Annotated in this window: 11 protein-coding genes; 4 read left to right on the top strand and 7 right to left on the bottom strand. The window is 75.5% G+C overall.

The window, feature by feature from the left end; all coding sequences use genetic code 11:
- Nucleotides 1-2: 2 nt before the first annotated feature.
- From ACZ6JT_RS04905 to ACZ6JT_RS04895, 3 genes are read right to left on the bottom strand one after another with little or no spacing between them, the layout of a single operon-like run.
- Nucleotides 3-323: a hypothetical protein gene (locus ACZ6JT_RS04905; RefSeq protein ID WP_030723954.1), complete on the bottom strand. Its 321-nt coding sequence runs from the start codon at nucleotides 321-323 to the stop codon at nucleotides 3-5.
- Nucleotides 313-5,016, bottom strand: a complete 4,704-nt coding sequence (locus tag ACZ6JT_RS04900) for a beta-ketoacyl synthase N-terminal-like domain-containing protein (RefSeq protein ID WP_469207230.1) — start codon at nucleotides 5,014-5,016, stop codon at nucleotides 313-315. The genes ACZ6JT_RS04905 and ACZ6JT_RS04900 overlap by 11 nt, the downstream gene beginning before the upstream one ends.
- Nucleotides 5,009-11,800, bottom strand: coding sequence for an SDR family NAD(P)-dependent oxidoreductase (locus tag ACZ6JT_RS04895; protein WP_469207228.1), 6,792 nt, complete (start codon nucleotides 11,798-11,800; stop codon nucleotides 5,009-5,011). The genes ACZ6JT_RS04900 and ACZ6JT_RS04895 overlap by 8 nt, the downstream gene beginning before the upstream one ends.
- Nucleotides 11,801-12,332: 532 nt before the next feature.
- Between ACZ6JT_RS04895 and ACZ6JT_RS04890 the strand changes: the two genes are divergently transcribed.
- The 3 genes from ACZ6JT_RS04890 (at nucleotide 12,333) to ACZ6JT_RS04880 (ending at nucleotide 15,985) form a co-directional block, all read left to right on the top strand.
- Nucleotides 12,333-13,226, top strand: a complete 894-nt coding sequence (locus tag ACZ6JT_RS04890) for a LysR family transcriptional regulator (protein ID WP_469207226.1) — start codon at nucleotides 12,333-12,335, stop codon at nucleotides 13,224-13,226.
- Between the two features lie 120 nt (nucleotides 13,227-13,346).
- Entirely contained in the window at nucleotides 13,347-14,639 is a 1,293-nt protein-coding gene (locus tag ACZ6JT_RS04885) for a putative Ig domain-containing protein (protein ID WP_469207224.1), read from the top strand.
- An 83-nt stretch (nucleotides 14,640-14,722) separates the two neighbouring features.
- Complete coding sequence (locus ACZ6JT_RS04880; protein ID WP_469207222.1) at nucleotides 14,723-15,985, top strand: cytochrome P450 family protein; 1,263 nt, start codon at nucleotides 14,723-14,725, stop codon at nucleotides 15,983-15,985.
- A gap of 45 nt (nucleotides 15,986-16,030) precedes the next feature.
- Here ACZ6JT_RS04880 and ACZ6JT_RS04875 read toward each other — a convergent pair whose 3' ends face one another.
- From ACZ6JT_RS04875 to ACZ6JT_RS04860, 4 genes are all read right to left on the bottom strand, one after another.
- Complete coding sequence (locus tag ACZ6JT_RS04875; protein ID WP_469207220.1) at nucleotides 16,031-17,206, bottom strand: serine hydrolase domain-containing protein; 1,176 nt, start codon at nucleotides 17,204-17,206, stop codon at nucleotides 16,031-16,033.
- A gap of 433 nt (nucleotides 17,207-17,639) precedes the next feature.
- The gene (locus ACZ6JT_RS04870; protein WP_469207218.1) at nucleotides 17,640-19,229 is read right to left on the bottom strand and encodes a molybdopterin-dependent oxidoreductase; all 1,590 of its coding nucleotides are present in this window, start codon (nucleotides 19,227-19,229) and stop codon (nucleotides 17,640-17,642) included.
- Between the two features lie 84 nt (nucleotides 19,230-19,313).
- Nucleotides 19,314-21,629 carry an alpha-N-acetylglucosaminidase gene (locus ACZ6JT_RS04865; protein WP_469207216.1) on the bottom strand — a complete coding sequence of 772 codons (2,316 nt, stop codon included), beginning with the start codon at nucleotides 21,627-21,629 and terminating at the stop codon, nucleotides 19,314-19,316.
- A 28-nt stretch (nucleotides 21,630-21,657) separates the two neighbouring features.
- Nucleotides 21,658-23,346, bottom strand: a complete 1,689-nt coding sequence (locus ACZ6JT_RS04860; RefSeq protein WP_469207214.1) for a ricin-type beta-trefoil lectin domain protein — start codon at nucleotides 23,344-23,346, stop codon at nucleotides 21,658-21,660.
- A 156-nt stretch (nucleotides 23,347-23,502) separates the two neighbouring features.
- Between ACZ6JT_RS04860 and ACZ6JT_RS04855 the strand changes: the two genes are divergently transcribed.
- Nucleotides 23,503-24,144, top strand: coding sequence for a TetR/AcrR family transcriptional regulator (locus ACZ6JT_RS04855; protein ID WP_469207212.1), 642 nt, complete (start codon nucleotides 23,503-23,505; stop codon nucleotides 24,142-24,144).
- Nucleotides 24,145-24,152 lie beyond the last annotated feature (8 nt).

Here is a 24,152-nt window from a genome sequence, read left to right as displayed (position 1 = left end):
CGTCAGCCGGCCGACGCGGGAGAGGTCCCCGCCGAGACCCGGGCCAGGGACGTGTGGGTGATCCGGCCGATGTGGGTGACGAGCTCGCCCACGGACATGGCCAGGATCGCGTCCATGTCCTTCTCCGCGAGGAAGCCCATCAGGTCCACCTCGGCGCCGTAGCGGTGGTGGAGCAGCTCGGCGAGGGCGACGAACTCGATGCTCTCCAGGGCGAGGTCCTCGTTGAAGGTCGTCTTCATCGTGACCTCCTCCGCGAGGAGGTACTCGTCGCCGACGATCTCCACGAGCATGCCCGTGATCTCGGCGAGGATGTCAGTTGCCATGACGGTTCTCCGTGAGGTGGAAGGGGACGGGGGAGGGCGCGGTCGGGCGGGCGGTCCAGGCGACGACGTGGTCGGGTGGCGGGGCGACGGGGCGCGGGTCGGCGGGCGGCGGGCCGGCGGGCGCGGCGGCCGACGGGACGCCGGTGAGCGGATGGCCGAGCCGGGTCGTGCGGACCGGGTACGGGTGCCCGTCCGGGGACGTCACGAGCAGACCGCCGGAATCCGGGTCGCCGGCCACCCGCCAGTCCCGCGGCCGGCCGCCCAGCCCGCTGCCCTCCGCCTTGGCGGCGGCCTCCTTGGCGCACCACAGGGCGGTCAGCGCGGTCGGCAGCCCCGTGCCCCCGCGCGCCGCCAGCCGTTCGGCGAGGCGGAGTTCGTCCGGCCCGAGGGCGATCCGGATGAGCGCGTCCGGGTCGGCGGTCACCGGCTCCACGTCGATGCCGACCGCCCGCGCCGGGTCGGCCAGGGCGACCGCGATCCGGTCCTTGTGGGCGATCGACAGCCGGTACCCCCCGGCCAGTGGGCCCTCGGCGAGCGGCCGGCCGGCCGCGTCGTTCCCGATGGGCACCTCCGCCGGGAACACCGGCCCGGCTCCGCCGTCCCACAGGAGCCCGCGCAGCGCGTCCTTGGCGGCGATCCGGCCCAGCAGCCAGGGCGCCCGGGCCCGCGGCGACAGCCGCTCGTAGACCGCCCGCTCGGCGGCGCCCAGGTAGCGGCGCATCACCAGTTCCTGCGAGGCGGGGTCGGTCCAGCGGCGCCGGGCCAGGCACCAGCCCTCGGGCCTGGGCTCGCCGATCCCGCAGACCTCAGGGGTGAACTTCATCGGCCAGACCCGCTCGTCGGCGCCGAACCGGCGGTACGTCCACCCGTCGATCCGGGCCCACACCCCGCCGCGGGCCCGCCGCAGTTCGAGGTCACCGCGCACGGTCACGTCGCGCACCTCACGGATCCGGGCGGTCGCGGTGACCAGCTCCCGCGGCGCCGGCGGCGGCCCGAAGAACCGGATCCGGTCCACGGTCGCCGGGAAGACCAGCCGGTCCACGGGAAGCCGCAGCTGCATCCAGTGCCCGAAGAGCTGCCCGGCGGCGTCCAGGAGCGCGCCTTGGTCGGGCAGGGCCCGCAGCACGCCGTGGATGCCGTCCGAGCCGACCGTCCGCACCTCGTGGACCCCGGCGAAGCGCGGCCCGTGGAACATCCAGCGGTCCCGGTAGAGGGCCGCCGCGCTGACGGGCGCCGGCCCTGGGTCGCTCAGCGGCGTGTCGTCGGGCGCGGGCGGCTCCCCGAAGCGCTCGCCGAGCAGCACGACCACCGAGGCGTACTCCCCGAGGGTGACGTGCGAGCGGCCGGGCCCGTCACCGCGCACCCGGACCTCGACGTCTACGGCCGGCTCGACGGCGAGCCACCGCAGGGCCCGTACGTCCTCGTAGCCGACGACGGCGAGACCGGGCGGGGCGTGCCGCAGGGCGGCGTCGGCGGCCAGTTCCAGCATGGTGGTCATGGGCACGACGGGGAACCGGTCGGAGTCCTCCGGCCAGCCCTCGGGCTGGAGGTACACGCAGTGGTCGCGTACGGAGGGCAGCGCGGCGAGCGAGAGCCGCAGGAGCTCCTTCCCCGTGGCCCCTCCCGAACCCGTACCGCCGCGACCGGGCGCCTCGGCAGCGGCCGACCAGGCGTCGGTGACGGTCCGGGCGGCCGAGCCGGCGTCGGCCAGCACCGCGTCCAGGGCGGACAGCAGCACCGGCCGGACCGCTCCCGGCGCCGGTCCGGCCGCCGGGACCGGGCTCGGGGCGGCGGAGGGCGCCGGACCGGCGGCGGGCGCGGCGGACGGGGTGAGGAGGCCGGTCAGCGAGGTGCGGGCCGCCTCGCCCAGGCGGACCAGCGGGGACCCGAGGTCCAGCGGCATGCGCAGCCCCGGCCCGGCGGGTGCCGGCCGCGGCCCGGCGGGTGCCGGCCGCGGCGCGGCCGGGCCGGGGCGAAGCGTCGAACCGGCCGCCGGGGCCGCCCCGGCCAGCAGCCCCCAGCGCGGTGCGTGCCCCTCGGCCCAGAGCGCCGCGCAGGTGCGGCTCAGCGCCGCGAGACCGGCCAGGCGGGGGGAGGAGGTGGAAACGGAGAGGTGGGGACGCTCGCGCAGGGTGTCCTCGACGAAGCCCGGCAGACTGCCCGGCCCCAGCGTGACGAAGGTGCGCACGCCCCCGTCCTCGTACAGCCGCAGCGTCAACTCGCGGAAGCGGACCGGCTCCAGGAGGTGCCGGACCACCAGCTCCCGTACCTCCCGCGGGGCGGCGGGGAACGGCGCGCACGTCGTCGCCGACCACACCGGGAGGGAGCCGGCCCGCAGCGGCAGCCGGCCGAAGGCGGCACGGACCTGGCCGAGGTACGGCTCCCACATGGGGGTGTGGAAGCCCGAACGGAAGGGGAGCTCCTGGCCGAGCACCCCGTCGGAGCGCAACCGCGCCACCACTGAGGCCACTTGGTCCGGGTCCCCGCAGACCACCGACTGGTGCGGGCAGTTGTCGTGGCTCACCACCACCGCGTCCAGGCCGTGCAGCGCCGCCTCGGCCCGCCGGGCACCGCAGCCCAGCGCCGCGTACACGAGGTCCGGGACCCGCAGGTCGTCCGGCCGCAGCGAGTCCAGGAAGGTGTCGGCGGCCTCCTGCGGATACATTCCGGCGGCCACCATCGCCGCCCACTCGCCCAGGCTGTGGCCCGCCAGCACGTCCGCCTCGATGCCGAGCCCGGGCAGCACCCGGGCGAAGAAGCGGCCCGTCGCGATCGCGTCCAGGGCCCGCTCCACCAGGGTCGCTCCCCGGGTGAGCGGGGGCGGCTCGAGCGCGAGCCGGTCCGCCACGTCGTCGACCACGGGGGCGAACTCCGGCTCCAGGCCCGGGAACAGGAACGCCACCCGGCCGCCCAGCGGCTCCGGTGCGAACCACACGTCCCCGCGCCCCCGCCACGGCCGGCCCCGCGCCACCACCTTCGCGGCGAGCGCGAGCCGCTGCGGCGTCGGACCGACCACCGCGACCCGGCAGGGACCGTCGCCGCCGGAGGCCGGGGAAGCGGAGGCCGGAGAAGCGGACGCCGGAGAAGCGGACGCCGCCGCAGCGGACGCCAGCCGCGCCGACAGCTCAGCCGGGGTGTCCGCGCCGATCAGCAGTACGTCGGCCCGCGCGGCCGGCCCCACCGGCGCGGCCGCGGCCCCCAGCGGCAGGAACCGCCGCACCGGAAGCGGCGGGCGCGCGGCCGCCGGAGCCTCCTCCAGGACCACGTGCGCGTTGATCCCGCCGAACCCGAACGCGTTGACCCCGGCCCGGCGCGGCTGAGGCCCGCGCTCCCACGGCTCCGCCTCCGTCACCGGCCGCATCCGGGTCCGGGCCAGGTCGGCGTGCGGCTCCTCCAGGTGCAGCGTCGGCGGCAGCACCCCCTCGTGCACCGCGAGCGTGGCCTTGATCAGCCCGGCCATGCCCGAGGCCTGCATGGTGTGCCCGAGCATCGACTTCACCGAACCGAAGCCGACGCCGCGCCCGGTCCCCGGCCCGGGAGGGCCGAACACCTGCGCCAGGGTGTCCAGTTCGGCCGCGTCGCCGACCGGGGTGCCCGTCCCGTGCGCCTCCAGCAGGCCCAGCGCGCCGGGCGCCCGCGGATCCAGCCCGGCCTCCCGCCAGGCCCGTTCCAGGGCCTGCACCTGGCCGGCGACCAGGGGGCTCATCAGGCTCGCCGCCCGGCCGTCCCCGGCGACGCCCGTCCCGCGGATCACCGCGTACACGCGGTCGCCGTCCCGCTGCGCGTCCCCCAGCCGCTTCAGCAGCACCACCCCGGTCCCCTCGGACAGCAGGGTCCCATCGGCCCGGCGGTCGAAGGGCCGGATCCGCTCGCTCGGGCTCAGCGCCCGCAACTGCGTGAACACGCTCCACAGCGTCGCGATGTGGCAGTGGTGCACCGCGCCCGCGACCACCGCGTCACAGCGGTCCGTCGCCAGCAGTCCCACCGCCTGGTCCACCGCCAGCAGGGAGGAGGCGCAGGCCGCGTCGAGGGTGTAGGCGGGGCCGCGGAAGTCCAGCCGGTTCGCGGTCCGGGCGGCCGTGAAGCTCGGCACCAGCCCGATCGAGGCGTCCGGCCGCTCCGGTCCCAGCGCGTCCTGGAACGCCGAGCGCACCGCCGCGATCCGCCGCTCGTCCAGCTCCGGCGCCAGCTCCCGCAGGGTCTGCGCCAACTGGTGTGCGGTGCGCACGCGTTGGTCGAGGCGTGCGGTGGCCACGCCCATGAAACCGCCGCGCCCCAACACCACCCCGATCCGCGAACGGTCGGCCGGCAGCCGGTCCTCGCCGCCCGCGTCGGCGATCGCCTCCGCCGTCGCGTGCAGGGCCAGCAGCTGATCCGGCTCGGCGCCCTCCACGGCGGCCGGCATGATCCCGAAACGGGTCGGGTCGAAGGCGGCGAGGCCGTCGACGAAGCCGCCCCTGCGGCAGTAGAAGCGGTCGCCGGCGGCGGGTCCGCCGGCGGGTCCCCCGGCGGCCGGGTCGTAGTACACCTCGGGGTCCCAGCGCCCCGGCGGCACCTCGCCGATGGAGTCCGTACCGGCGAGGAGGTTGCGGCGGTACGCGGCCAGGTCGGGGGCGCCCGGGAAGACCGCGCCCATGCCGACGATGGCGGCGTCGGTGGGGCGGGGGGCGGTGTCGTCGCGGCGGCTACTCATCGCCTCCGTCCTCCCGTGCCGTGTCCTTCTGTGCCGTCGCCGTCTGTGCCGGTTCCGTTTCCGCCGCTGCCATGAGGACCACCTGTACGTCGGTCCCGTGCGACAGTTCGGCCAGGAACGCGGCGGTGCCGGCCGCCGGATCGATCAGCGGGATGCCGCGCCGGGCGTACGCACGCTCCAGCTCGGGTGTGACCATCCCGCCCGCCTCCGCGGCCCAGGGGCCCCAGTCGACCGACAGCACCCGGCCCGGGAAGGACTCCGCCCAGGTGTGCGCGAGGCCGTCGAGGGCGTCGTTGGCCGCGGCGTAGTCGGTCTGGCCGCGGTTGCCGTAGACCCCGGCGACGCTCCCGAACAGGGCCAGGAAGCGCGGGGCGGGCGCCGGGCCGTGCTCGGCGGCCGCGGCGGCCAGGTGCCGGGCGCCGGACACCTTCGTGGTGAAGACGTCCGCGAAGTCGGCCGGTTGCTTGTCGCCCAGCAGGCCGTCGCGCAGGACGCCGGCGCCGTGCACGATGCCGTCCAGCCGGCCGTGGCGTTCCCGTACGTCGGCCACGACGGCCCGTACGGCCCGCTCGTCGGTGACGTCCGCGCAGTGGTAGCGGACGGAGGCGGCCGCCGCGGTGAGCGCGTCCAGGGTGGCGCGCACCTCGCGCTCGGCGAGGATGCGCGAGGCCGCGGCCTCGATCTCGGCGGGCGTACGGAGCCCCGCGGAGATCAGGGCGGCGCGGAGCGCGACGCGGTCCTGGGCCTGGGCGAACCCATCCGTGGCGGTGGCGGCGGGTTCGGGGGTGCGGCCCAGGAGTTCGACGTGGCATCCCGTGGTCCGGGCCAGGGCGAGGGCGACGCGGGCGGTGATCCCGCGGGCTCCGCCGGTGAGCAGGACCACGGAGTCCCGCCCGAGGGGCTGCGCGGCGCCCTCGGTGGCCGAGAGGGGGGCCGGTACCGGTGTGCGGGTGGTGCGGGTGCCCTCGGGCGTGTAGCCCACGGAGGGGTGGGCCGTGTCGCAGCCCAGTTCTGCCAGGAGTTGCGCGGCGATCTGCTCGGGGGCCTCCTTGGGATGGACGTCCACCGCGCGGACGAGTGCGCCGGGGAATTCGAGGGCGGCGCTGCGGGCGAAGCCGTGCAGGCCGGCGGCGGGGGTTCCGGGTGCGGTGACGAGCAGCAGTCGGTGCGTCCCGCCCGTCAGGGTGCGGCGCAGGGCGGGGAAGAGCTGGGGGAGGACGGGCTCCGAGCCGGTCCGCAGGGCGGTCAGGTCGACGATGCCGTCGAAGCCGGGCTCGGGTTCGGTGAGGGGGTGCGGTTCGGCCCCGTACGCCTGAAGTGCCGCGGAGAGCGCGCGGGCGAGGCCCTGGCCGTCGTCGACCACGCCGATCCGCAGGCCCTGGAGGGCTTCCGGGAGCGCGGTGGGGGTGGGAAGGGGCGTGGTCTCCACGCGGAGGCGGGTGAGTGGGGGTGTGGTGGGCTGCGGGGCCGGGTGTGGGTGCGCGTGTGGGGGTGGGGCCGTGTGTGTGGTGATCCAGTCGACTATGGCGCGCAAGGTCTTGATCCGGGACAGTTCCTCGACCGCGGACTCGGCCGAACCGCCCGGGTCCTGGGGGAGCCCGATCCGGTCGGCCAGGGCGCCGATGATCTCCACGCGCTTGATGGAGTCGATGGAGAGGTCCGCCTCCAGGTCCAGGCCCGGGTCGAGCATGTCCAGGGGGTAGCCGGTCCGGGTGTGGACGATCTCCAGGACGACCTGCATGACCGCCTCGGGGGACCGGTCGAGGGCCGGGGCTTCAGCGGGGGCGGGGGAGGTGGGGCCGGGCGCGCGCCCGGACGTCTCCTCGGACGCCGAACGTGGCGGGGGGTCGGAGAGCGGAGCCCCGATGCGTTCGGCGCCCTGCGGGGATCGCCCCGGCACACTCCCGGCCCCGGTGGAACCGGCTGCCGGAAGGCCCAGGTAGCTCAGCAGGACGTCCCGCTGGGCCGCGACCAGCTCGCGGGTGCCGCGGAGGTACTCCAGGATCGTCTCCTCGGTACCTGCCGTCCGACTCGTGGTCATGCCCGTGCCTCCCTGCGCGGTCGTGTGCGGATCTACGGCTCCAGTGGGCGCGGCCACGCGGTGCGCCGGGCGGAGGCCGCCGGGGACCGGGGTGCCGGACGCGGTGCGGACCAGGTGGCCGTCGACCAGCCAGCCCGGGCGGCGCGGGGCGCGCTCGGGGAGGCGGGAGGTGCGGCCGCGGAACAGGGCCTCCGGTGCCACCGGCACGCCGGCCGCCGTCAGTTCCGCCAGCGCCGTGACCAGCCGGACCAGGCCGTGCTCGCCGGGTACGTCCAGCGGGATCACCGTGTGGGGGCGGTCGGACAGGATCCGGCCGACGAGGGCGGTGAGGACCCGGCCCGGGCCCGCCTCCACGAAGGTGCGGACGCCGGCCGCGTACATCGCCTCCACCTCGTCGACGAACCGGACCGGCTCCGCCACCTGGCGGGCCAGGAGGTTCCGGATGTCCGAGGGTGAGGTCGGGTACCGGTCGGCTGTGGTGTTCGACCAGACGGGGAGGGCCGCGTTGGTCATCGGCGTGTCCGCCAGGGCCGTGGCCAGGGCTTTCGATGCCCCCGACACCACCTTGCTGTGGAAGGCGCAGGCCACCGGGAGGGGTTCCGCGGACAGGCCCGCCTCGCGCAGTGCGGAGATCGCCTCCTCGATGGCGGGCGTGGCGCCCGAGATGACGCACTGGCGGGGGGCGTTGTGGTTCGCGACGGTGCAGTCGGTGTGAGCGGCGACCTCCTCCGGCGTCGCCGACACCGCCGCCATCCCGCCGGGATCGGCGCCGGCGGCGTCCAGGATGGCCTCGGCGCGGCGGGCGCTCAGCCGCAGCAGGCTCCCGGTGTCGTAGACCCCGGCCGCCCAGAGCGCGGTGAGCTCCCCGTACGAGTGCCCGGCCACGCAGTCCGGCCGTACGCCGAGCTCACCGAGCAGCAGGTGGGCCGCTGCCCCGGCCAGTCCCAGGGCGGGTTGGGCCACGCGGGTGTCGGTGACCGCCGTTCGCTGGGCCGCCCGTCCCTCGGGGGTGAACGCCGCGGGCGGGAACATCGCGGCCACGACCGGGGGCGGAGCCGAGTCCAGGAGGGCGCGCAGGGCGGGGAACGCCGTGAACAACTCGGCCAGCATGCCCGGGCGTTGGCTGCCCTGCCCGGGGAACAGGAACGCCGTCAGGCCGTTCTTCTCGGGTGCGACGTGGATGCCCGTGCCGTGGGTGAAGGTGCGGGCCTGTTCGAGGCGGGCCGCCAGTTCGTCGAGGTCGGCGGCCACGATCGCCACCTGGACCGGACCGGAGCCGGCGGCGGTCTCCGCCGCGAGGTCGCGCAGCGGCCAGGGCCGGCCGGCCGCGTCGTTCTCCTCCAGACGGGCCGCGAGCCGCGCCATCGCCCGGCCGGCCGCCTTGCGGTCCGCGCCGCGGAAGCAGACCAGCTCGGCCGGCCACTCCTCCAGGCCGTGCCGGGGTTCCTCCGCGCCTGCGTAACCGGCCAGCACGGCGTGGTAGTTGGTGCCGCCGAAGCCGAAGGCGCTCACCCCGGCGATCCGCCGCTCGACGGGTACGGCCCAGGGGCGGGCCTCGCTGTCGAAGGAGAACGGGCTGGTCTCCGCCCGCCAGGCCGGGTTCGGGGTGTCGATGTGCAGGGTCGGCGGCCGTACCCCCGCGTGGACGGCCCGTGCGGCCTTGATGAGTCCGGCGAGACCCGCGGCGCACTTGGTGTGGCCGAGCTGGGACTTCACGGAGCCCAGGGCGCAGGACCCGGGGGCGGCCCCCGAGGCGGTGAACAGCTCGCTGAGCACGCCCAGCTCGGTGCTGTCGCCGACCACCGTGCCGGTGCCGTGCGCCTCGACCAGGCCCACCTCGGCCGGGGCGATGCCGGCCCGTGCGTAGGCCCGCTCCAGGGCCCGCCGCTGTCCTTCCGGGCGGGGCGCGGTCAGGCCGAGGGACCGGCCGTCACTGGCCGAGCCCACCGCCTTGATCACGGCGTACACCCGGTCGCCGTCCCGCTCCGCGTCCGCGAGCCGCTTCAGCACGAGCGCCCCCACCCCCTCGCCGAGGGCGATCCCGTCGGCGGCCGCGTCGAAGGGCCGGCAGCGGCCGCCCGGCGACAGGGCGCGGACGGAGGCGAACATCAGGTAGTCGTTGATCCCGTTGTGCACGTCGGCGCCGCCGCACACCACCATGTCGCTGTCCCCGTCGCGCAGTTGGCGGCAGGCCAGGTCCAGGGCGGCGAGGGAGGAGGCGCAGGCGGCGTCGACCGTGCAGTTCGCGCCACCCAGGTCCAGCCGGTTGGCGACCCGGCCCGCGATGACGTTGGCGAGGATCCCGGGGAAGGAGTCCTCGGTGAGCCGCGGCAGTTGCTCGTCCAGGGCGGGGGGCAACGCGCCCAGGTAGGCGGGGTACAGGGCGCGCAGCCCGTACGCGCCGGCCAGTTCGGTACCGGCCTCCGCGCCGAAGACCACCGAGGTCCGCGAACGGTCGAAGGCGCGCTCCCGGCCGTAGCCGGCGTCGCCGAGGGCCCGCGCCGAGATCTCCAGGGCCAGCAGCTGCACCGGCTCGATCCCGGCGAGGGAGGCGGGCGGGATGCCGTGCGCGAGGGCGTCGAAGGGCACCGGGCCGAGGAAGCCGCCCCAGCGGGAGGGCGTGCGCTCCCCGGCCCGGGCCGGGTCGGCGTCGTAGTAGAGCTCCGGGTCCCAGCGCTCGGCCGGCACCTCGGTGACGGCGTCCGTGCCGGCGAGGACCATCGCCCAGTAGGCGGCGAGGTCCGGCGCGCCGGGGTAGGCGCAGGCCATGCCGACGATGGCGATGTCGAGCGGGTCGGCCGCCTGAGGTGCCTCGTCGGCGAAGTCCCGGGCCCGGCGCTCCAGCAGTGCCGCGGCTCCCTCGGTGACCTGCGCGTGCAGTGCGGCGATCGTGGTGGTCGCGGTGCGCAGGGTCGCGGCCTGACCGAGCATGAACAACCCCTCCACGTACTGCTGTTCCTCGTCCACGGCCTCCAGTCGGTCCGCCGCGCGCCGCAGCCCCTTGCTGGCGATCCGCAGCCGCCCCAGGTTGAGCCGTTCCAGCTCCTCCCAGACTGCGCGCGGCTCGACGCCGCTCTCCGCGAGCCGCCGCCGGGTCGCCTCGAAGGTCTCGGCGTACGGGGTGTCCGCGCAGCGGGTGGCGTGCCCGGGCGCGGTGCGCAGCAGTACGGTCTCCGCGCACTCCACGGCTGCCCGCTGGAAGCCCGGCAGGACCGCGCCCGCCGCCACGGCCTCCTCGGTGAACAGGTAGGCGGTGCCCATCAGCACCCCGATCCGGGCGCCGCGCTCGGCCAGCGGAGCCGCGGCCGCCACCGCCATCGCGGCGGACCGTTCGTCGTGGATCCCGCCCGCGAACAGCAGGTCCAGCGTCTCCGGTTCGGGGCAGGACAGCAGCCGCTCGATCTGCTCCTCCCACAGCGGGAACGAGGCGCGCGGCCCGACGTGGCCGCCGCACTCCAGCCCCTCGAAGACGAACCGCCGCGCCCCCTCGGCGAGGTAGCGCTCCAGCAGGCCGGGCGAGGGCACGTGCAGGTGGGTGCGGATCCCGGCCGCCTCCAGCGGGGCCGCCTGCGCGGGGGTGCCCCCGGCGATGATCGCGTGCGGCGGGCGGGCCTCGGTCACGGCCGCCAGCTGGGCGCGCCGCAGCCCGGGCGGGGCGAAGCCGAGCAGGCCCACGCCCCAGGGGCGCTCCCCGAGCCGTTCGGCCGTCTCGGCGAGGAGCCCGCGTACGTCCCGGCCCTCCATGACAGCGAGCGCCAGGTACGGTACGCCGCCCGCGGCCGCCACCGCCTCGGCGAAGGCCGCCTGATCGCTCACCCGGGTCATGGGCCCCTGGGCGACGGCCGGCGGCCGGGTCCGGGCCGCGGCCGCCAGGTGCCCGCCGATGGCCGCCCGTACGGCGAGGAGCACACCGCCGGTGGTCCGGTGCCGCTCGGCGAGCCGGGCCGCCGAGGCGCCGTCCTGCCCGACGGGCAGCAGTCGGGTCCGCAGGTCCCGGGCGCCGAGCAGCAGGTGAACCGGACCCTCGGGCGGGGTGAGGTCGGGCCGCGCGAACACCCGGTGCCCGTCGACGAGCCGGGTTTCGGAACCGTCCATGGCCCGCAGCGCGGCGGCGACTTCCGCCGGCAGCGCCGCCTCTCCTTCGACGGTCAGCGCCAGTTGGGCGTCGAGCAGCACCCCGGCGGCCCCGCCCGCGACGGCCGCGGCCGCCGTGTGCGGCCCGATCCCGCCGAAGGCCCGTACGGGCACCCGGATCGCGGGGTCCCCGAGCAGCTGCTGGAGCAGTACGAAGGTGGTCGCCGCGCCCACCCGGCCGCCGGCCTCGTGGCCCTTGGCGACGAGCGAGTCCACCCCCGCGGCCACGGCGGCCGAAGCCTCCGACAGGCTGGTGACCTCCGCCCACACCCGGGGCCGGCCCGCCGCCGCCGTCCACGCGGCCACCCGCTCCGGGGTGTACCACGCGGGGTCGGCGAGCAGCACGGTGTCGACCTCCGCCGGCAGCTCCCGGGGACCGAGCGGGCAGGCCGCCGGCACCCGCACTCCGTACCTGCCGCTGCCGCCGAGCCGGCGGCCCGACTCCGCGAGTCCGCTCCGCGCGGCGTTCGCGTCCCGGCCGAGGTCGAGCAGTCCGAGGGCCCCGGCGCGTTCGGCGGCGGTCACGACGGCCGGGCAGGGCTCCTCGAAGGGACTGACCGCGACGACCAGATCGCGGGGGACGGCGGACTGCGGGGAGTGGGGGGTCACGGGCGCTCCTCTTCCAGTGCTGTGTGACATGGCGGAGTCCAGGACGGCGGAACGGCGGGACGGCGGAAAGTAGCGGAAATGGCGGGAATGGCGAAACGGCGGAAACGGCCGAGCGGAGAGCGGGGAACGCGACAGAGCGCGAGGAGGGGAGTGCGGCGGTCTCGCACGTCTGCCGGACTGCGGCAGGCTTGAACAGTGGTCAAACACCCTCATGCCGCGTTGCATCGTGCGGTGGTCTCCGTGCACTGTCAACAGCCATGCGGAGTAAGGTGTTTCGCTCGCGCGGCACCGGCGGAGCACCCGGCGCGCACCCCGAGCGGACCCGCGAACCGCCCCGGCCCAGCCGTGGCCTGCGGTGTTACCGGGCCCGGGTCGGCCGCGCCCGCGGCGCGGCCCGGCGCACCGCGTCCCCGCGGGCATGCCGCACCGGCATGCCTCACCGCCGCCCGGGCATGAAGGCAAACCGGCCACCGTGGAGTTGTTCACCCGACGAGCCCTTACAGGTACGGCCTCGCGAGGTTACCGTCCGGTCATGACCCCCACGCTGGCGCAGCTCCGTTACCTCGTCGCCGTCGCCGACTGCCGGTCCATCACCGGCGCGGCCGCCTCGGTCTTCGTCGCCCAGTCCGCCCTGTCCCGGGCCGTCCAGGCCATGGAACGCGATCTGGGCGTCGAGCTCCTCGCCCGCCGGGGAAGGGGGGTGGACCTCACGCCGGAGGGGGCCCGGGTCGTCCGGCTGGCCCGTACCGTGCTCAACGCGGTGGAGGCCATCGACGACATCGGGACCCCCCACGGCAGGGACACCCGGGCCGTCCTGACCCTCGTCACCACCCCCACCCTCGCCCTGGACCTGGCCACCGACCTGGTCGGGGCCTTCACCGAGCGGCACCCGACGGTCGACGTCCGGCTCCAGCAGCGCGGCAGCAGGGAGGTCCTCGTCGAGGAACTGGTACAGGGGCGAGCCGAGTTGGCCCTGGTGGACCTGCCCGTCGACAAGGAGCTCTCCACCCACTTCATCCAGGAGCGCGAGGTGGTGCTGATCTCCCCGCTCGGCTCCCGGCTGCCCCACCCGATGCCGCTGCGCATGCTCGACGGGCTGCCGATGGTCCTGCCCACCCCGGGGACCGGCCGGCGCACCGAGATGGAGGCCATGTTCAGCTGCCTCGGGGTGCGGCCCGTCCCCTGCCTCGAAGTCGACGAACGGCTCGCCTGGGTGACCGGTGTGACGGACGGCCGCGGCTCCCTCATCTGGTACCGCGACGTGGTGTCGAGGGCGTTCGGGAGCCGGGCCGAGATCCGTTCCTTCACCCCGCCGCTGCTTCGCCCGGTGGGCATCGCCCACGCCCGTCGGCCGCTGAGCCGCGCGGCCCGCGCGTTCATCGCGCAGGCCGGACACAAGGGGCCGGTGCGCGAGCCCGTGCGCTGAGGTGCGCCGACGATGCGCCGACGGTGCGCCGACGGGACATGCCCCCTCGGCATTGAACGATGCTCGAACGGGAGGGAACCGGGCCTGGCAGACCAACCGATGTCCCCGCACATTGTGCGCATGTCCCGATTCCTGACGCCCCCACGGGCCGCCGCCCTCGCGACCGCGGCCCTCGCCACGCTCCTGCCCGCGGTCGCCTGGATGGCCAGTGCCACCGCCTCCCCGGCCGTCTCCGGCTCCCCGGCCGTCTCCGCCACACCGGCCGTCTCCGGCACCGGAGCGTTGGCGCCGGAGAAGAAGTGCACCCTCCCCGGCGGCCTGGCCGAGTTCAGCGGTCTCGCCATGAGCCGCAAACACCCCGGCGTGTTCTACGCCGTCAACGACAGCGGGAACACCAACCAGGTCTTCGCCGTCGACTGCAACGGTGCCACCGGCCGGCTGCTGGCCACCTACACCCTTTCCGGCGTCGGCAACACCGACTGGGAGGCCCTCGCCCTCGGCAGGGACGCCTCGGGCGGCCCGGCGATCCTGGTCGGGGACATCGGCGACAACTTCAGCGGCCGCGCGGAGATCACCGTGCACTCTTTCGCGGAGCCCGACCAGCTGGCGAACGCCACGGTCACCCCGGTGACGTACCGCTTCTCCTACGCCGACGGCAGGCACGACGCCGAGTCCCTGCTCGCCGACCCCGCGACCGGCCGGCTCTACGTCGCGAGCAAGGTCATCGGAGCCGCCGGCCAGCTGTACCAGGCCCCGCTGCCTCCCGTGACCGGGCAGGTCAACACCCTCACGGCGGTCCGGCCCGGCCCGGTGTTCGCCACCGACGGCGCGTTCTCCCCGTCGGGTGCCTCGTACGCCCTGCGCAGCGGCGGACCGCTCGGTGCCAACACGGCCTCCGTGTACGACACCGCGGGGGCCAAGCTCGCGGACGTCGCGCTCCCGGCCCAGTCGCAGGGCGAGACGGTGACGTACGCCGACTGCACGAGCCTGCTCGTCGGATCGGAGAACGACACCCAGGTCTGGCGGGTCCCGCTGCCGCCGGAGGCCACCCCGGGCTGCGGCACCACGCCGACACCCACGCCCACGCCCACGCCCACCCCCACGCCCACACCCACACCCACCCCCACCCCAACCCCGACGCCCACCCCTGGCGACCTGAGGCTCGCCAACCCCGGCCCGCAGACGTGCAAGTTCAACCAGTCCTGCACCGTCCAGCTCACCGCCACCGGCGGAAAGCCCCCCGTCCGCTACGCCGCCACCGGCCTGCCCTGGGGTCTGACCCTCGACACCGCCTCCGGCCGGATCACCGGCAAGCCCTGGGGCGGCGGCACGGTCCAGGTCACCGCCACCGCGACCGACTCCACCGGCGCCACCGCCGGGACCACCTTCGCGCTCAGCCTCACCTGGTTCTGAGACGCGACGGGGACGGTCTTGTCCAACCCGCGCCCGAAGCCGCACTGTTGACCGAGTTCCGTCCCCAGGTCAGGAGAGCCGGCTTGTCGTCCCCGATTTCACCCGCCCCGTCCGCCCCGGACGCCCCGTACGTCATCGACCCCGCCGGGGGCTGCCCGCACGCCCTCAACGCCCGGCTGCGCGCCGCGCACGGCCCGGTGGCGGAGGTCGTGCTCCCCGGCGGGGTACCCGGAGCGGTCGTCCTGGGCCACGAGGCGCTGAAGGAGTTCCTCGGCCACCCCGAAGTGGCCAAGGACGCCCGGCACTTCCCGGCCCTGCACGACGGCACCATCCCGCGCGACTGGCCGCTGCGGGCCTTCGCCAACGCCCAGGGCATGCACACCGCCGACGACGCGGACCACCGCCGGCTCCGCGCCCTCGTGGGCAGGGCCTTCACGGCCCGCCAGGTGGAACGGCTGCGCCCGCGCGTCGAGGAGCTGACGGCGGAGCTGCTCGACGACCTGGCCCGGGCCGCGGCGCAGGCCCCCGACGGGGTCGCCGACCTGCGCGAGCACTTCGCCCTGCCGCTTCCGATGAGCGTCATCTGCGAGCTGCTCGGGGTGGACCCCGAGCACCGGGGACGGCTGCACCACCTGTCCAACAAGGTGATCATCGCCACCGACACCACCCCCGCCGAGGCGATGGCCGCCGTACGGGAGCTGGTCGAGCTGATGGGCACGATCGCCGCCACCCGCCGGGAGTCCCCGGGCGAGGACCTCACCAGCGCCCTGATCGCCGCCCGCGAGGACGACGGCGACGAGCTCAGCGAGGCCGAACTCACCGGCACCATGCGGCTGATGCTCGTCGCGGGCCACGAGACCACCCTCAACCTCATCAGCAACGCCGTCCGGGCCCTGTGCACCCACCGCGACCAGCTCGCCCTCGTCCTCGACGGAAAGGCGACCTGGTCGGACGTGGTGGACGAGACCCTGCGCTGGGACGGACCGGTCAGCTGGTTCCCCTTCCGCTACCCCACGCGCGACCTGACCCTCGACGGCACCGTCATCCCGCAGGGCACCCCCGTGCTCGCCGGTTACACCGCCGCCGGCCGGGACGAGGCCTTCCACGGCCCGGACGCCGACCGCTTCGACATCACCCGCCCCACCGCCGCCCGCAGCCTCTCCTTCGGGCACGGCGCGCACTACTGCGTGGGCGCCCCGCTCGCCCGCCTGGAGGCCACGACCGCCCTGGAGCGGCTCTTCACCCGCTTCCCCGACCTCGCCATCCCCGAGGCCGAACTCCCGCACCAGCGCAGCTTCATCGGCAACAGCGTGGAGACGCTGCCGGTCCGCCTGGCCGGAAACTGACGCGTCCGCGGCCCGCCGGGACCGCTCCCGGCGGGCGGCGGACCGTCATCCCAGCGTGAGGGGCCGTTCCGGGGCCACGTGGCCGGCGATCGCCTGCAGTACGTTGGAGCTGGCGTTCTGGACGGTGCTGCCGAGACCCTGCGTCGCCACCGTCGCGATGGCGATCCTCTTGGACGGCAGGTAGGCGACCGTGCCCGCGTAGCCGGCGAAGGACGGGTTCTGGACGATCCAGGTGTTCTGCACGGGCAGGCCCAGCGCGTACCAGGTGTCCCCCTTGATCTTGACGACGCCGGTGAGCTGGGCCTTGTGCGACTCGGGTGTCAGCAGCCTCCCCTCACCGATCGCGGCGAAGGACTTCGCCGCGTCCTCCAGCGTGCCCGTCATGACCGAGCCCGGCGCCAGCGTCCACGAGGGGTTCCAGTAGGTGGCGTCCTCGAACACGCCCCGCTCGTTGTCGAAGGAGTGCAGCACCGGCTCGGGGATGTCGGCCTTGGAGGAGATGGCCGTGTGGCTCAGTCCGAGCGGCTTGAGGACGTCCTGGACCATCACCTCCTCGAGGGGCCTGCGCCTCACCTTCGCGATGATGTCGCGCAGGATCACCCAGTTGGCGTGCGAGTAGGCGAAACCCGAACCGGGGGGCAGCACCAGGGGCTTGGAGACCGAGATCCGCACGCGCTCCTCCGCCGTCCAGGTGCGGAAGGGGTTCTTGTAGAGGGCGTCGACGAAGCCCTTGTCCGTGACGTAGTCCGCGTACCCCGAGGAGGTCGAGGCCAGCATCTTCAGCGTGATCTCGTCCGCGTGCGGCAGGTCCGGGCGCCACCGGGAGATCTTGTCCTCCAGCGTGACCTCGCCCTCGTCGACGAGTTTGAGCAGCGCGGTCGTCAGATAGGGGATCGCGACCGCCCCGATGCGAAAGCGCATGTCCGTCGTCGCGGGGAAGCCCGTCATGGTCTCCCCGGCCGCGGACGTCGCCACGCGTTCCCCGTCGACCCACACCTCGGCCATCGCCGCCGTCAGCTTGTACTTCGCGAGGGCCTCGGTGACCTGCCGTGCGGTGAAGTCCTGGGTGTCGCCCGGAAGGCACGTGCCGCCCCGGGAGATCTGGCCGGCAGGGCAGTCCTTCGCGGCGCTCTCGGCGCGGCTCAGGGCGCACCCGGCCGTCAGCGAGGCGCCCAGCAGCAGGTTCAGACAGGCGAGGGCCAGGATCCTGGAACGGCGCACAGCGGTGCCTCCATGCGGGTCGAAGGCGAGGATCCCCCACCCCGCGGTCGCAGGCCTCGTCACGCACGCTAACCGGGGGTGCCGCCCGGTGCACTCCGGAGGCCTTCCGGGAGTGACGCGGACGGCTCCCGGCAGGCGCGCGGCGGCGCCGGTTCCGTGCTCAGCCGGCCCAGCGCGTCCGGGCCCCGGCCGCCCGGGGCGGACAGCGTACGGAAGTTCCGTGCGACGAGATCCGGCCGGTCCTGCGCGAGCCGGTCGGCGATCCGGCGCTGCGGTGTGTTGCCGCACTGCCCCAGCGCACCGGGCATGTCGCCGAGGTGCGGTCACGACGATCAGCGTGTTCGGATCATTCCGTGGATGCGCCGCCGAGGCGGTCCGGCCGAGGCAGTCCGGTCGTCGAGGCGGGCAGTCCGGCCGTCGAGCGGCCCGGCGATCAGCCGAGGGCCTTCACCTGTACCTCCACCGAGTGCCACCCCGTGGCCCCGTCCGGCACGGTCCCGGCGCGGACCCCGGTCTGGACCGCTCCCGTCCCGTCCGTCGCGCGGACCTCCAGCCTGTGTCCGCCGGGCGTCGCCTCCCACGGCCACACCCACTGCCGCCAGGTGTCCACCCCGTCCGCGGCCCCGAGCCGCGCCCGCTGCCAGGGGCCGCCGTCCACCCGTACCTCGACCCCCTCGATCCCGCGGTGCTGCGCCCACGCCACCCCGGCGACCGCCACCCGGCCCGGCGCCAGGTCGGCGTAGGGGCGCGGGGTGTCGATCCGCGACTGCGTCTTGACCGGGGCCTGCTGCGCCCAGGACCGCCGCACCCAGTAGGCGTCGTACGCGCCGAAGGTGGTCAGCCGCAGCTCGGTGAGCCATTTGCACGCGGAGACGTACCCGTACAGGCCCGGTACGACCATCCGGACCGGGAAGCCGTGCGCGAAGGGCAGCGGCTCGCCGTTCATGCCGACGGCCAGCAGTGCCTCGCGGCCGTCCATGACGGCCTCGACGGGCGTGCCGATGGTCATGCCGTCCACCGAACGCGACACCAGCTGGTCGGCCGGCCCGCCCCGGGACGGCGGCCGCACCCCCGCCTCGCGGAGCAGGTCGGCGAGGCGCACGCCGAGCCAGCGGGCGTTGCCCGCGTACGGGCCCCCGACCTCGTTCGACACGCAGGTGAGGGTGATGTCGTGCTCGACCAGGGGCCGGCTGAGCAGTTCCCGCAGACCGAGGGTGAGGGGCCGCGTGACGCCCTCGCCGTGGATGCGCAGCCGCCAGGTGTCCGCGTCCACGCGGGGGACGACCAGGGCGGTGTCCACTCGGTAGAAGTCGCGGTCGGGGGTGAGGAAGGGGGACAGCCCCGGCACCCGCAGGTCCGCGCCCGCCGGCACCGGCGGCGCGGGCACGGTGGGCCGGGGGAGGACGAAGCGGGCCCGGGAGGCGGTGGCGCCGGCCGAACCGTGGGCGCCCAGGCGCCGCCCGGCGAAGCCGGCCGCGACCGAGGCCGCCAGGACCCCGGTGACCAGCCGGCCGAAGCGGCGCCGGTCCATGGCCCGGCCCCTGCCGGCTGGCGCCCCCGCCGGCCGGGGCCGCTTCGCCGCCGTGACCAGCAGGAACAGCGCCCCGGCCGCGGTCAGTCCGCCCAGCAGCGAGGGCAGCGCGTCCCGCCAGGTGGCCTCCGGACGGCTGAGCGCGGCCACCGCCCCGAGCAGCCCGAACCCGCCCGCGACCGCCATCCCGGCGGGCAGGTGGCGCAGGGACAGCAGCCCGGCCAGGGCGGCGATCACGACCAGGACGGCGACGATGCCGAGCGTCAGTACCAGCTTGTCCGCGGTGCCGAACAGTCGGATGGCCCACTCCCGGACGGCCACCGGCGTCAGGTCGACGGCCGCCCCGCCGACGGCGGGGACCGGCGAGGACTCGGGCCGCACGGCGGCCGCCGCCAGCTCCGCGAACGCCAGCCCGGCGACGGCCGCGACGATCCCGCTGACGGCGCCCGTCACGCGCCGCGGCCGCGCGGACCGGCTCGGGTCTGCCTCCACACCGCAAGTGTGCCGCGCCCGGCCGTCCCCGCGGCGACGCCGTGCCGCCGCGGGCCCGGCCGGGTGCCGTTCCCGCGGCGCGGGTCAGGCCGTGGGGGCCGGCGGGAGGGCCGCCGCGACCGCGGCGGCCAGGTGGTACGGGTCCCCGCTCGGCCGGTCCGGGTGCCGGGTGGTGCGCCCGGCCCACTCCTCCTCGAAGGCGGGCCAGTCGATCGCCCGCGGCTCGGCCCGCCGGACCAGCGCCTCCTCCAGCGAGTCGAAGTAGAGCGCCCACCGCCTCGCGTACAGCTCCGAGACCAGGCCGCTCCATTCGCGGTTCGCGTAGTCGTGCAGGAAGCCGCCCTCGCTGGTGCTGCGGCGGCCCCACACGCTGAGCAGGGACCGGGTGTCGTACTCGTACCGGTCCTGCTCGGCCCGGTCGGCGCCCCGGGCGCGGGCCGCGGCGAGCCGGCTGCCGAGGAGGAAGTTCGGGTCGGAGCCGGTCACCGCGTCCAGCTTCGCCTCGCCCTCCCGCCATTCGGCCGTGAGCGTGCGGAACAGGGGCAGGTCCTTGGCCTCGTACGCCGCCTTGATCCTCGGCAGCAGCACGCGCGAGTGGTTGGCGAGGGCCTGCCGGGCGGTGTCCACCAGGTCGAAGCGGTAGGCGCTGGAGCCGCGCAGCTCCGGGGCCACCTCCAGCAGCCGGTCCAGCGCCCTGCGGACCGAACCGGCCGGATAGCGCATCGACTTGGGGCTCCAGTACGCCGACCCGGCCGCGGTCAGGCCGGGCCGGGCGGTGAACAGGCTGTCCTGCGACTCCGACCACAGCCCCGAGGAGGTGCTGTACGGCCCCTTGCGCAGCTCCTCCCAGGCCGCGGCGGCCGCGGGGTCGGGCCGGCCGTAGCGGCGGGCCGCGAAATCGGCGAACCACTGCCGGTGGTCGATCGTCCCCGGCTCCCAGGCGAGGTCCGTGAACAGGTCGAAGGCCGCGGGGTTGGTCCCGGTGGCCTCGGGCAGGTAGGCGATCCCGGCGAGCGCGCTGTGGTCCTTGGCGCGCCAGGGGCCGAACCGTTCGAGCCACACCGAGGTGTTCGCGCCGATCGTGGTGTGCCCGCCGAAGTTGTAGATGGTGCCCATCGCGTACGGGGCGCCGCCCCAACGGGCTTCACGGTCCAGCCGGTTGTACCGGTCCGACAGCCCGTCCAGGATCAGCAGCCGCGACGTGTCCACCCCGGCCAGCAGCTCCGGGGTCGGGTCGTCCTGCCAGCCCAGCACCGCCCACAACGCGCCCGGGTGGGCGGCGTGCAGCGCCTCCTGGATGGCGCCCGCCGCCGCGCCGACGTCCACGGACCCGGTCTGTCCGCCCTCGTGCAGCGGGCTCATCCGGTACATCGTGCTGTCCCCGAACACCGCGCGCTGCTCCGCGTAGTACGCGGCGGCCAGCCTCCGGAAGACGGGCGAGGCGGGGTCCAGCCAGTCGGGACGTTCGAAGCCGGCCCAGTCGCCCTGGGCCACCGTGGCGGCCCCGGGGTTGCGCGCGGCGAACCGCGGCGGCACCGTGCCGAAGTAGCCGGGCAGCACCGGGGTCATGCCGAGGCCGCGCAGCTGCTCGGCGATCCGCCCGCCCAGGTCGGCCCGCTCCCGCATCAGCCGCTCGGTGACCGGGCCGCCGAAACCGCTCAGGTTCTGCAGCAGCCACCAGCTCTGGTGGGCGGGGCCGGGGATCCACTGCCGCAGCTCCTCGGGGGAGTAGCCGAAGTCCTGGAGCGCCCGGTAGTACGGGTACTCCGCTCCCACCTGCACGAACACCTCGTTGATGCCGTGCAGGGCGAGCAGGTCGATCTGCCGCTGGTGTTCCTCGAAGGTGCGGTACGGGCCGGAGTACCCGTCGTCGGTGTCGTTGAGCGCGTACCGGTGCGGGACCTGCGCGCTGCGGGTGACCGGCGCGGGGACGGCCGGCAGCCGGGCGGGCAGCAGGCCGATGCTCTCGCCGGGCCAGCCGATGTCGGCCCCGGCGACGTGCTGGAGGTACCAGCCGACACCGGTGAGCAGGGTGGCTCCGGTGCTGCCGCGCACGGTGATCGCACCGGCGGTCCCGGACACGGTGAAGGTGTCGGGACCGGCGGCCGTGTCGGGCACCAGGGTGAACTGGCCGTGGTGGCGCGGGAGCAGCCGCTCCAGGGCGGCCCGCGCGGGCGCGGTGTCGAAGCTCCGGGGCCGGGGCGCGCCCGCGTGCGCGGGTACGGCGACCCGCGCGTCGGGCCGTACGGCGGCAGGTGCGGGCGACCCCGCCCCCGGGGCGGTGGCCCCGGGGGCGGGCCCCGCGCAGATCAGCGCCAGCAGCGCCGCGGGAAGAGCGGCGAGGGCGAGCGGGCGGGGGCGGGGGCGGGAGCCGGGCAGCCGGCGCCCGCTTCGCGGCATCGGGTTCCTCATGCGTGGGCTCGGGCCGTCAGACCGGCAGGGCCCAGGCCTGGTCGACCCGGTGGTCGCCGCAGGCGGTCAGCCGCAGGCGCGCGGCCGGGGCGTCCGGCGTCGCGGCGGCGGCCGGCGCGGTCAGGCACATTCCGCTCTCCCGCTCCACGAGGGCTCCGCCGCGCAGGTGCGCCCAGCTCTGGCCGGGCCGGCGGTCCTGCGGGGGCGCGCAGTCGGCCAGCTCCACGAGGCCGTCGTCGCCCGCGGAGAGGCACTCGCCGGCCAGCCGCAGGCTCGCGTCGTCGCCCAGGGTCCACCGCTGGTCGGGGGCGCCGGTGCAGGCGGCCATCACGACCGCGCCGACGCCGGTGGTGTTGGCGCCGTCGGCGCACCGGGCGCCGTCACCGACGACCTGCCCGGTCGGCACGGCCTCGGCGCACCCGCGCGGGCTGAGCCGCCAGACCGCGGTGTCGTGCCCGGCCAGCCTCCCGGTCAGCGCGTCGGAGACCTCCCGGCGGCTGCCGTTCCACAGGTCCTGCGCGTCGGCCGTGCAGTGGCTCAGGCCGATCTCGTCGAGCGGCACCCGGATGTCCCGGGTGGTGGTCGAGCGGTTGAGCACGGCCACCGCGCGGTCGCCGTTCGCGAGCGGCCGGGTGAGGATCTCGAAGGTGGCGTTGGAGGAGACCACCGCGCCCTGACGGCCCATCGGGTCCTGGTCCAGTTCGATCATGCGGGTGTTCCCGAGGGCCGCGAGCCCCTGGGGGGTCAGCCGGGAGACCTCGGAGGACAGGATGAAGGGGGAGGCCATCATGGCCCAGAGGGCGACCTGGCTGCGGCTCTCGGCCGCCGTGAGCCCGGGGGCGCCCGCGATCAGGAAGTCGGGGTCGTTCCAGTTGCCGGGGCCCGCGTACCGGCCGAGCCAGCGGTTGTAGCCGTAGTTGCCGAGGACCGAACCCCACCGTGAGGTGGCGGGCGTCGCCGGGTTGTAGACCTTGATGTCCTTGCCCTCGCGCCACAGCTGGCCGGTCTCGCCGACCCAGCCGAGGACCTTGTGCCAGTCGGAGCCGCCCCATTCACCCTGCTGGAAGTAGGCGGGCGCGGACGCCGACAGGACCATGTCCCGGCCGCTCTCCCGCAGTGCCTTCGCCACGGCGTTGTAGGCGTCCCGGTAGGCCTGCTCCTTGGTCTGCCCCGCGGGCACCCACAGGTTGCAGCCGTCCATCTTCACGTAGTCGACGTCCCAGGACGCGAACTGCCGGGCGTCCTGGGCGTAGTGGTCCGCCCCGCCGCCCTGGGGCGCGCCGCTGCCCGGGTACTTCTCACAGGTGAGGGAGCCGGCATCCTGGTAGATGCCGAACTTCAGGCCCTTGGCGTGCAGGTAGTCGCCGAGCCATGCCATGCCGTGCGGGAACTTCGCCGTGTCGACGACCAGAGCGCCCTGCGCGTCCCGGCTCCTGGTCATCCAGCAGTCGTCGACCGTCACCGTGTCGTAGCCCTTGGCGGCGAGCCCGGTCGACACGAGCGCGTCGGCGTTGGCGACGACCTTGGCCTCGTCGATGTCGCACATGTAGTGCGCCCAGTTGTTCCAGCCCATGGGCGGGGTGAGCGCGAGCGGGGTGTCCGAGGTCGCCCGGGGCTCGGCCGCCACCGGGGCGGAGGAGAGGGCGAGGGCGAACAGGGCGGCCGCGGTCAGACAGGGGAGCGACGCACGCAGACGAGGCGGCACTGAGTCTCCTTGACGTGGGGGCAGGCGTGCGCCCAGTGCAGCGATGCGATTACCCACTGTCAATAAGAGTCGCTGGTTGTCGGCCAATGACCAGCAATATGGCTGCAATCGCTGTCACACGAAAGAAGTGATACGCCGTATGTTACGGTGTATCTCATGCCGCGCCGATCAGACGCCCTGGACCGGGCGACCCCCGAGGCCATCGCCGTCACCGCCCTGCGGATCCTCGACGAGGAAGGGCCGGAACGCCTCAGCTTCCGCGCCCTCGCCGACCGGCTCGACGTCTCCCACGCCACCGTCCAGCGCCGCTGCACCGACCTCGCCGGACTGCTCGACCTGTGCACCGAGCACCTGGCCGCGCAGCTCCCCGAGATCCCCGCCGGCACGGACTGGGCGCAGGCCACCGAGCAGCGGTTCCGCGCGCTCTACCTGCTGCTCACCGCCCACCCCGGACTGCTGGTGCTGCGCGGCGGCCGGCCCTGGCTCGGCCGCCAGCTCCTCGCCCGGCTCGTCGAGCCCGCCCTCGCCGACAGCGTGGCCGCAGGGATGACCGCCGCCGAGGCGATGACCGTCTACCGCCGCATGTACCTGCTCACCCTGGGCAGCGCGGCCTTCGTCGACCACCGCGACCCGGCCGCGGCCACCGCCGCCTCGCGGGCCGCCCTGGCCGCGCTGGATCCGGCGGAGTTCCCCGTGCTGTCCGGCGCACCGGCCGACGTACTGCCGCCCCTGACGGACCACGAGGTGTACTACGGCGCCCTGCGCCAGCTGATCGAGGCCGCCCGGCCCACCGACTGACAGGGAGA

The sequence above is a fragment of the Streptomyces sp. NPDC046308 genome (assembly GCF_055588065.1).
This window is presented reverse-complemented; position numbering and strand designations above follow the sequence as displayed.

Excerpts from the sequence above, each read along its gene's own strand:
- ACZ6JT_RS04905 (WP_030723954.1), bottom strand. The coding sequence starts at position 323 with ATGGCAACTGACATCCTCGCCGAGATCACGGGCATGCTCGTGGAGATC.
- ACZ6JT_RS04900 (WP_469207230.1), bottom strand. The coding sequence starts at position 5,016 with ATGAGTAGCCGCCGCGACGACACCGCCCCCCGCCCCACCGACGCCGCC.
- ACZ6JT_RS04890 (WP_469207226.1), top strand. The coding sequence starts at position 12,333 with ATGACCCCCACGCTGGCGCAGCTCCGTTACCTCGTCGCCGTCGCCGAC.
- ACZ6JT_RS04885 (WP_469207224.1), top strand. The coding sequence starts at position 13,347 with ATGTCCCGATTCCTGACGCCCCCACGGGCCGCCGCCCTCGCGACCGCG.
- ACZ6JT_RS04865 (WP_469207216.1), bottom strand. The coding sequence starts at position 21,629 with ATGCCGCGAAGCGGGCGCCGGCTGCCCGGCTCCCGCCCCCGCCCCCGC.
- ACZ6JT_RS04855 (WP_469207212.1), top strand. The coding sequence starts at position 23,503 with ATGCCGCGCCGATCAGACGCCCTGGACCGGGCGACCCCCGAGGCCATC.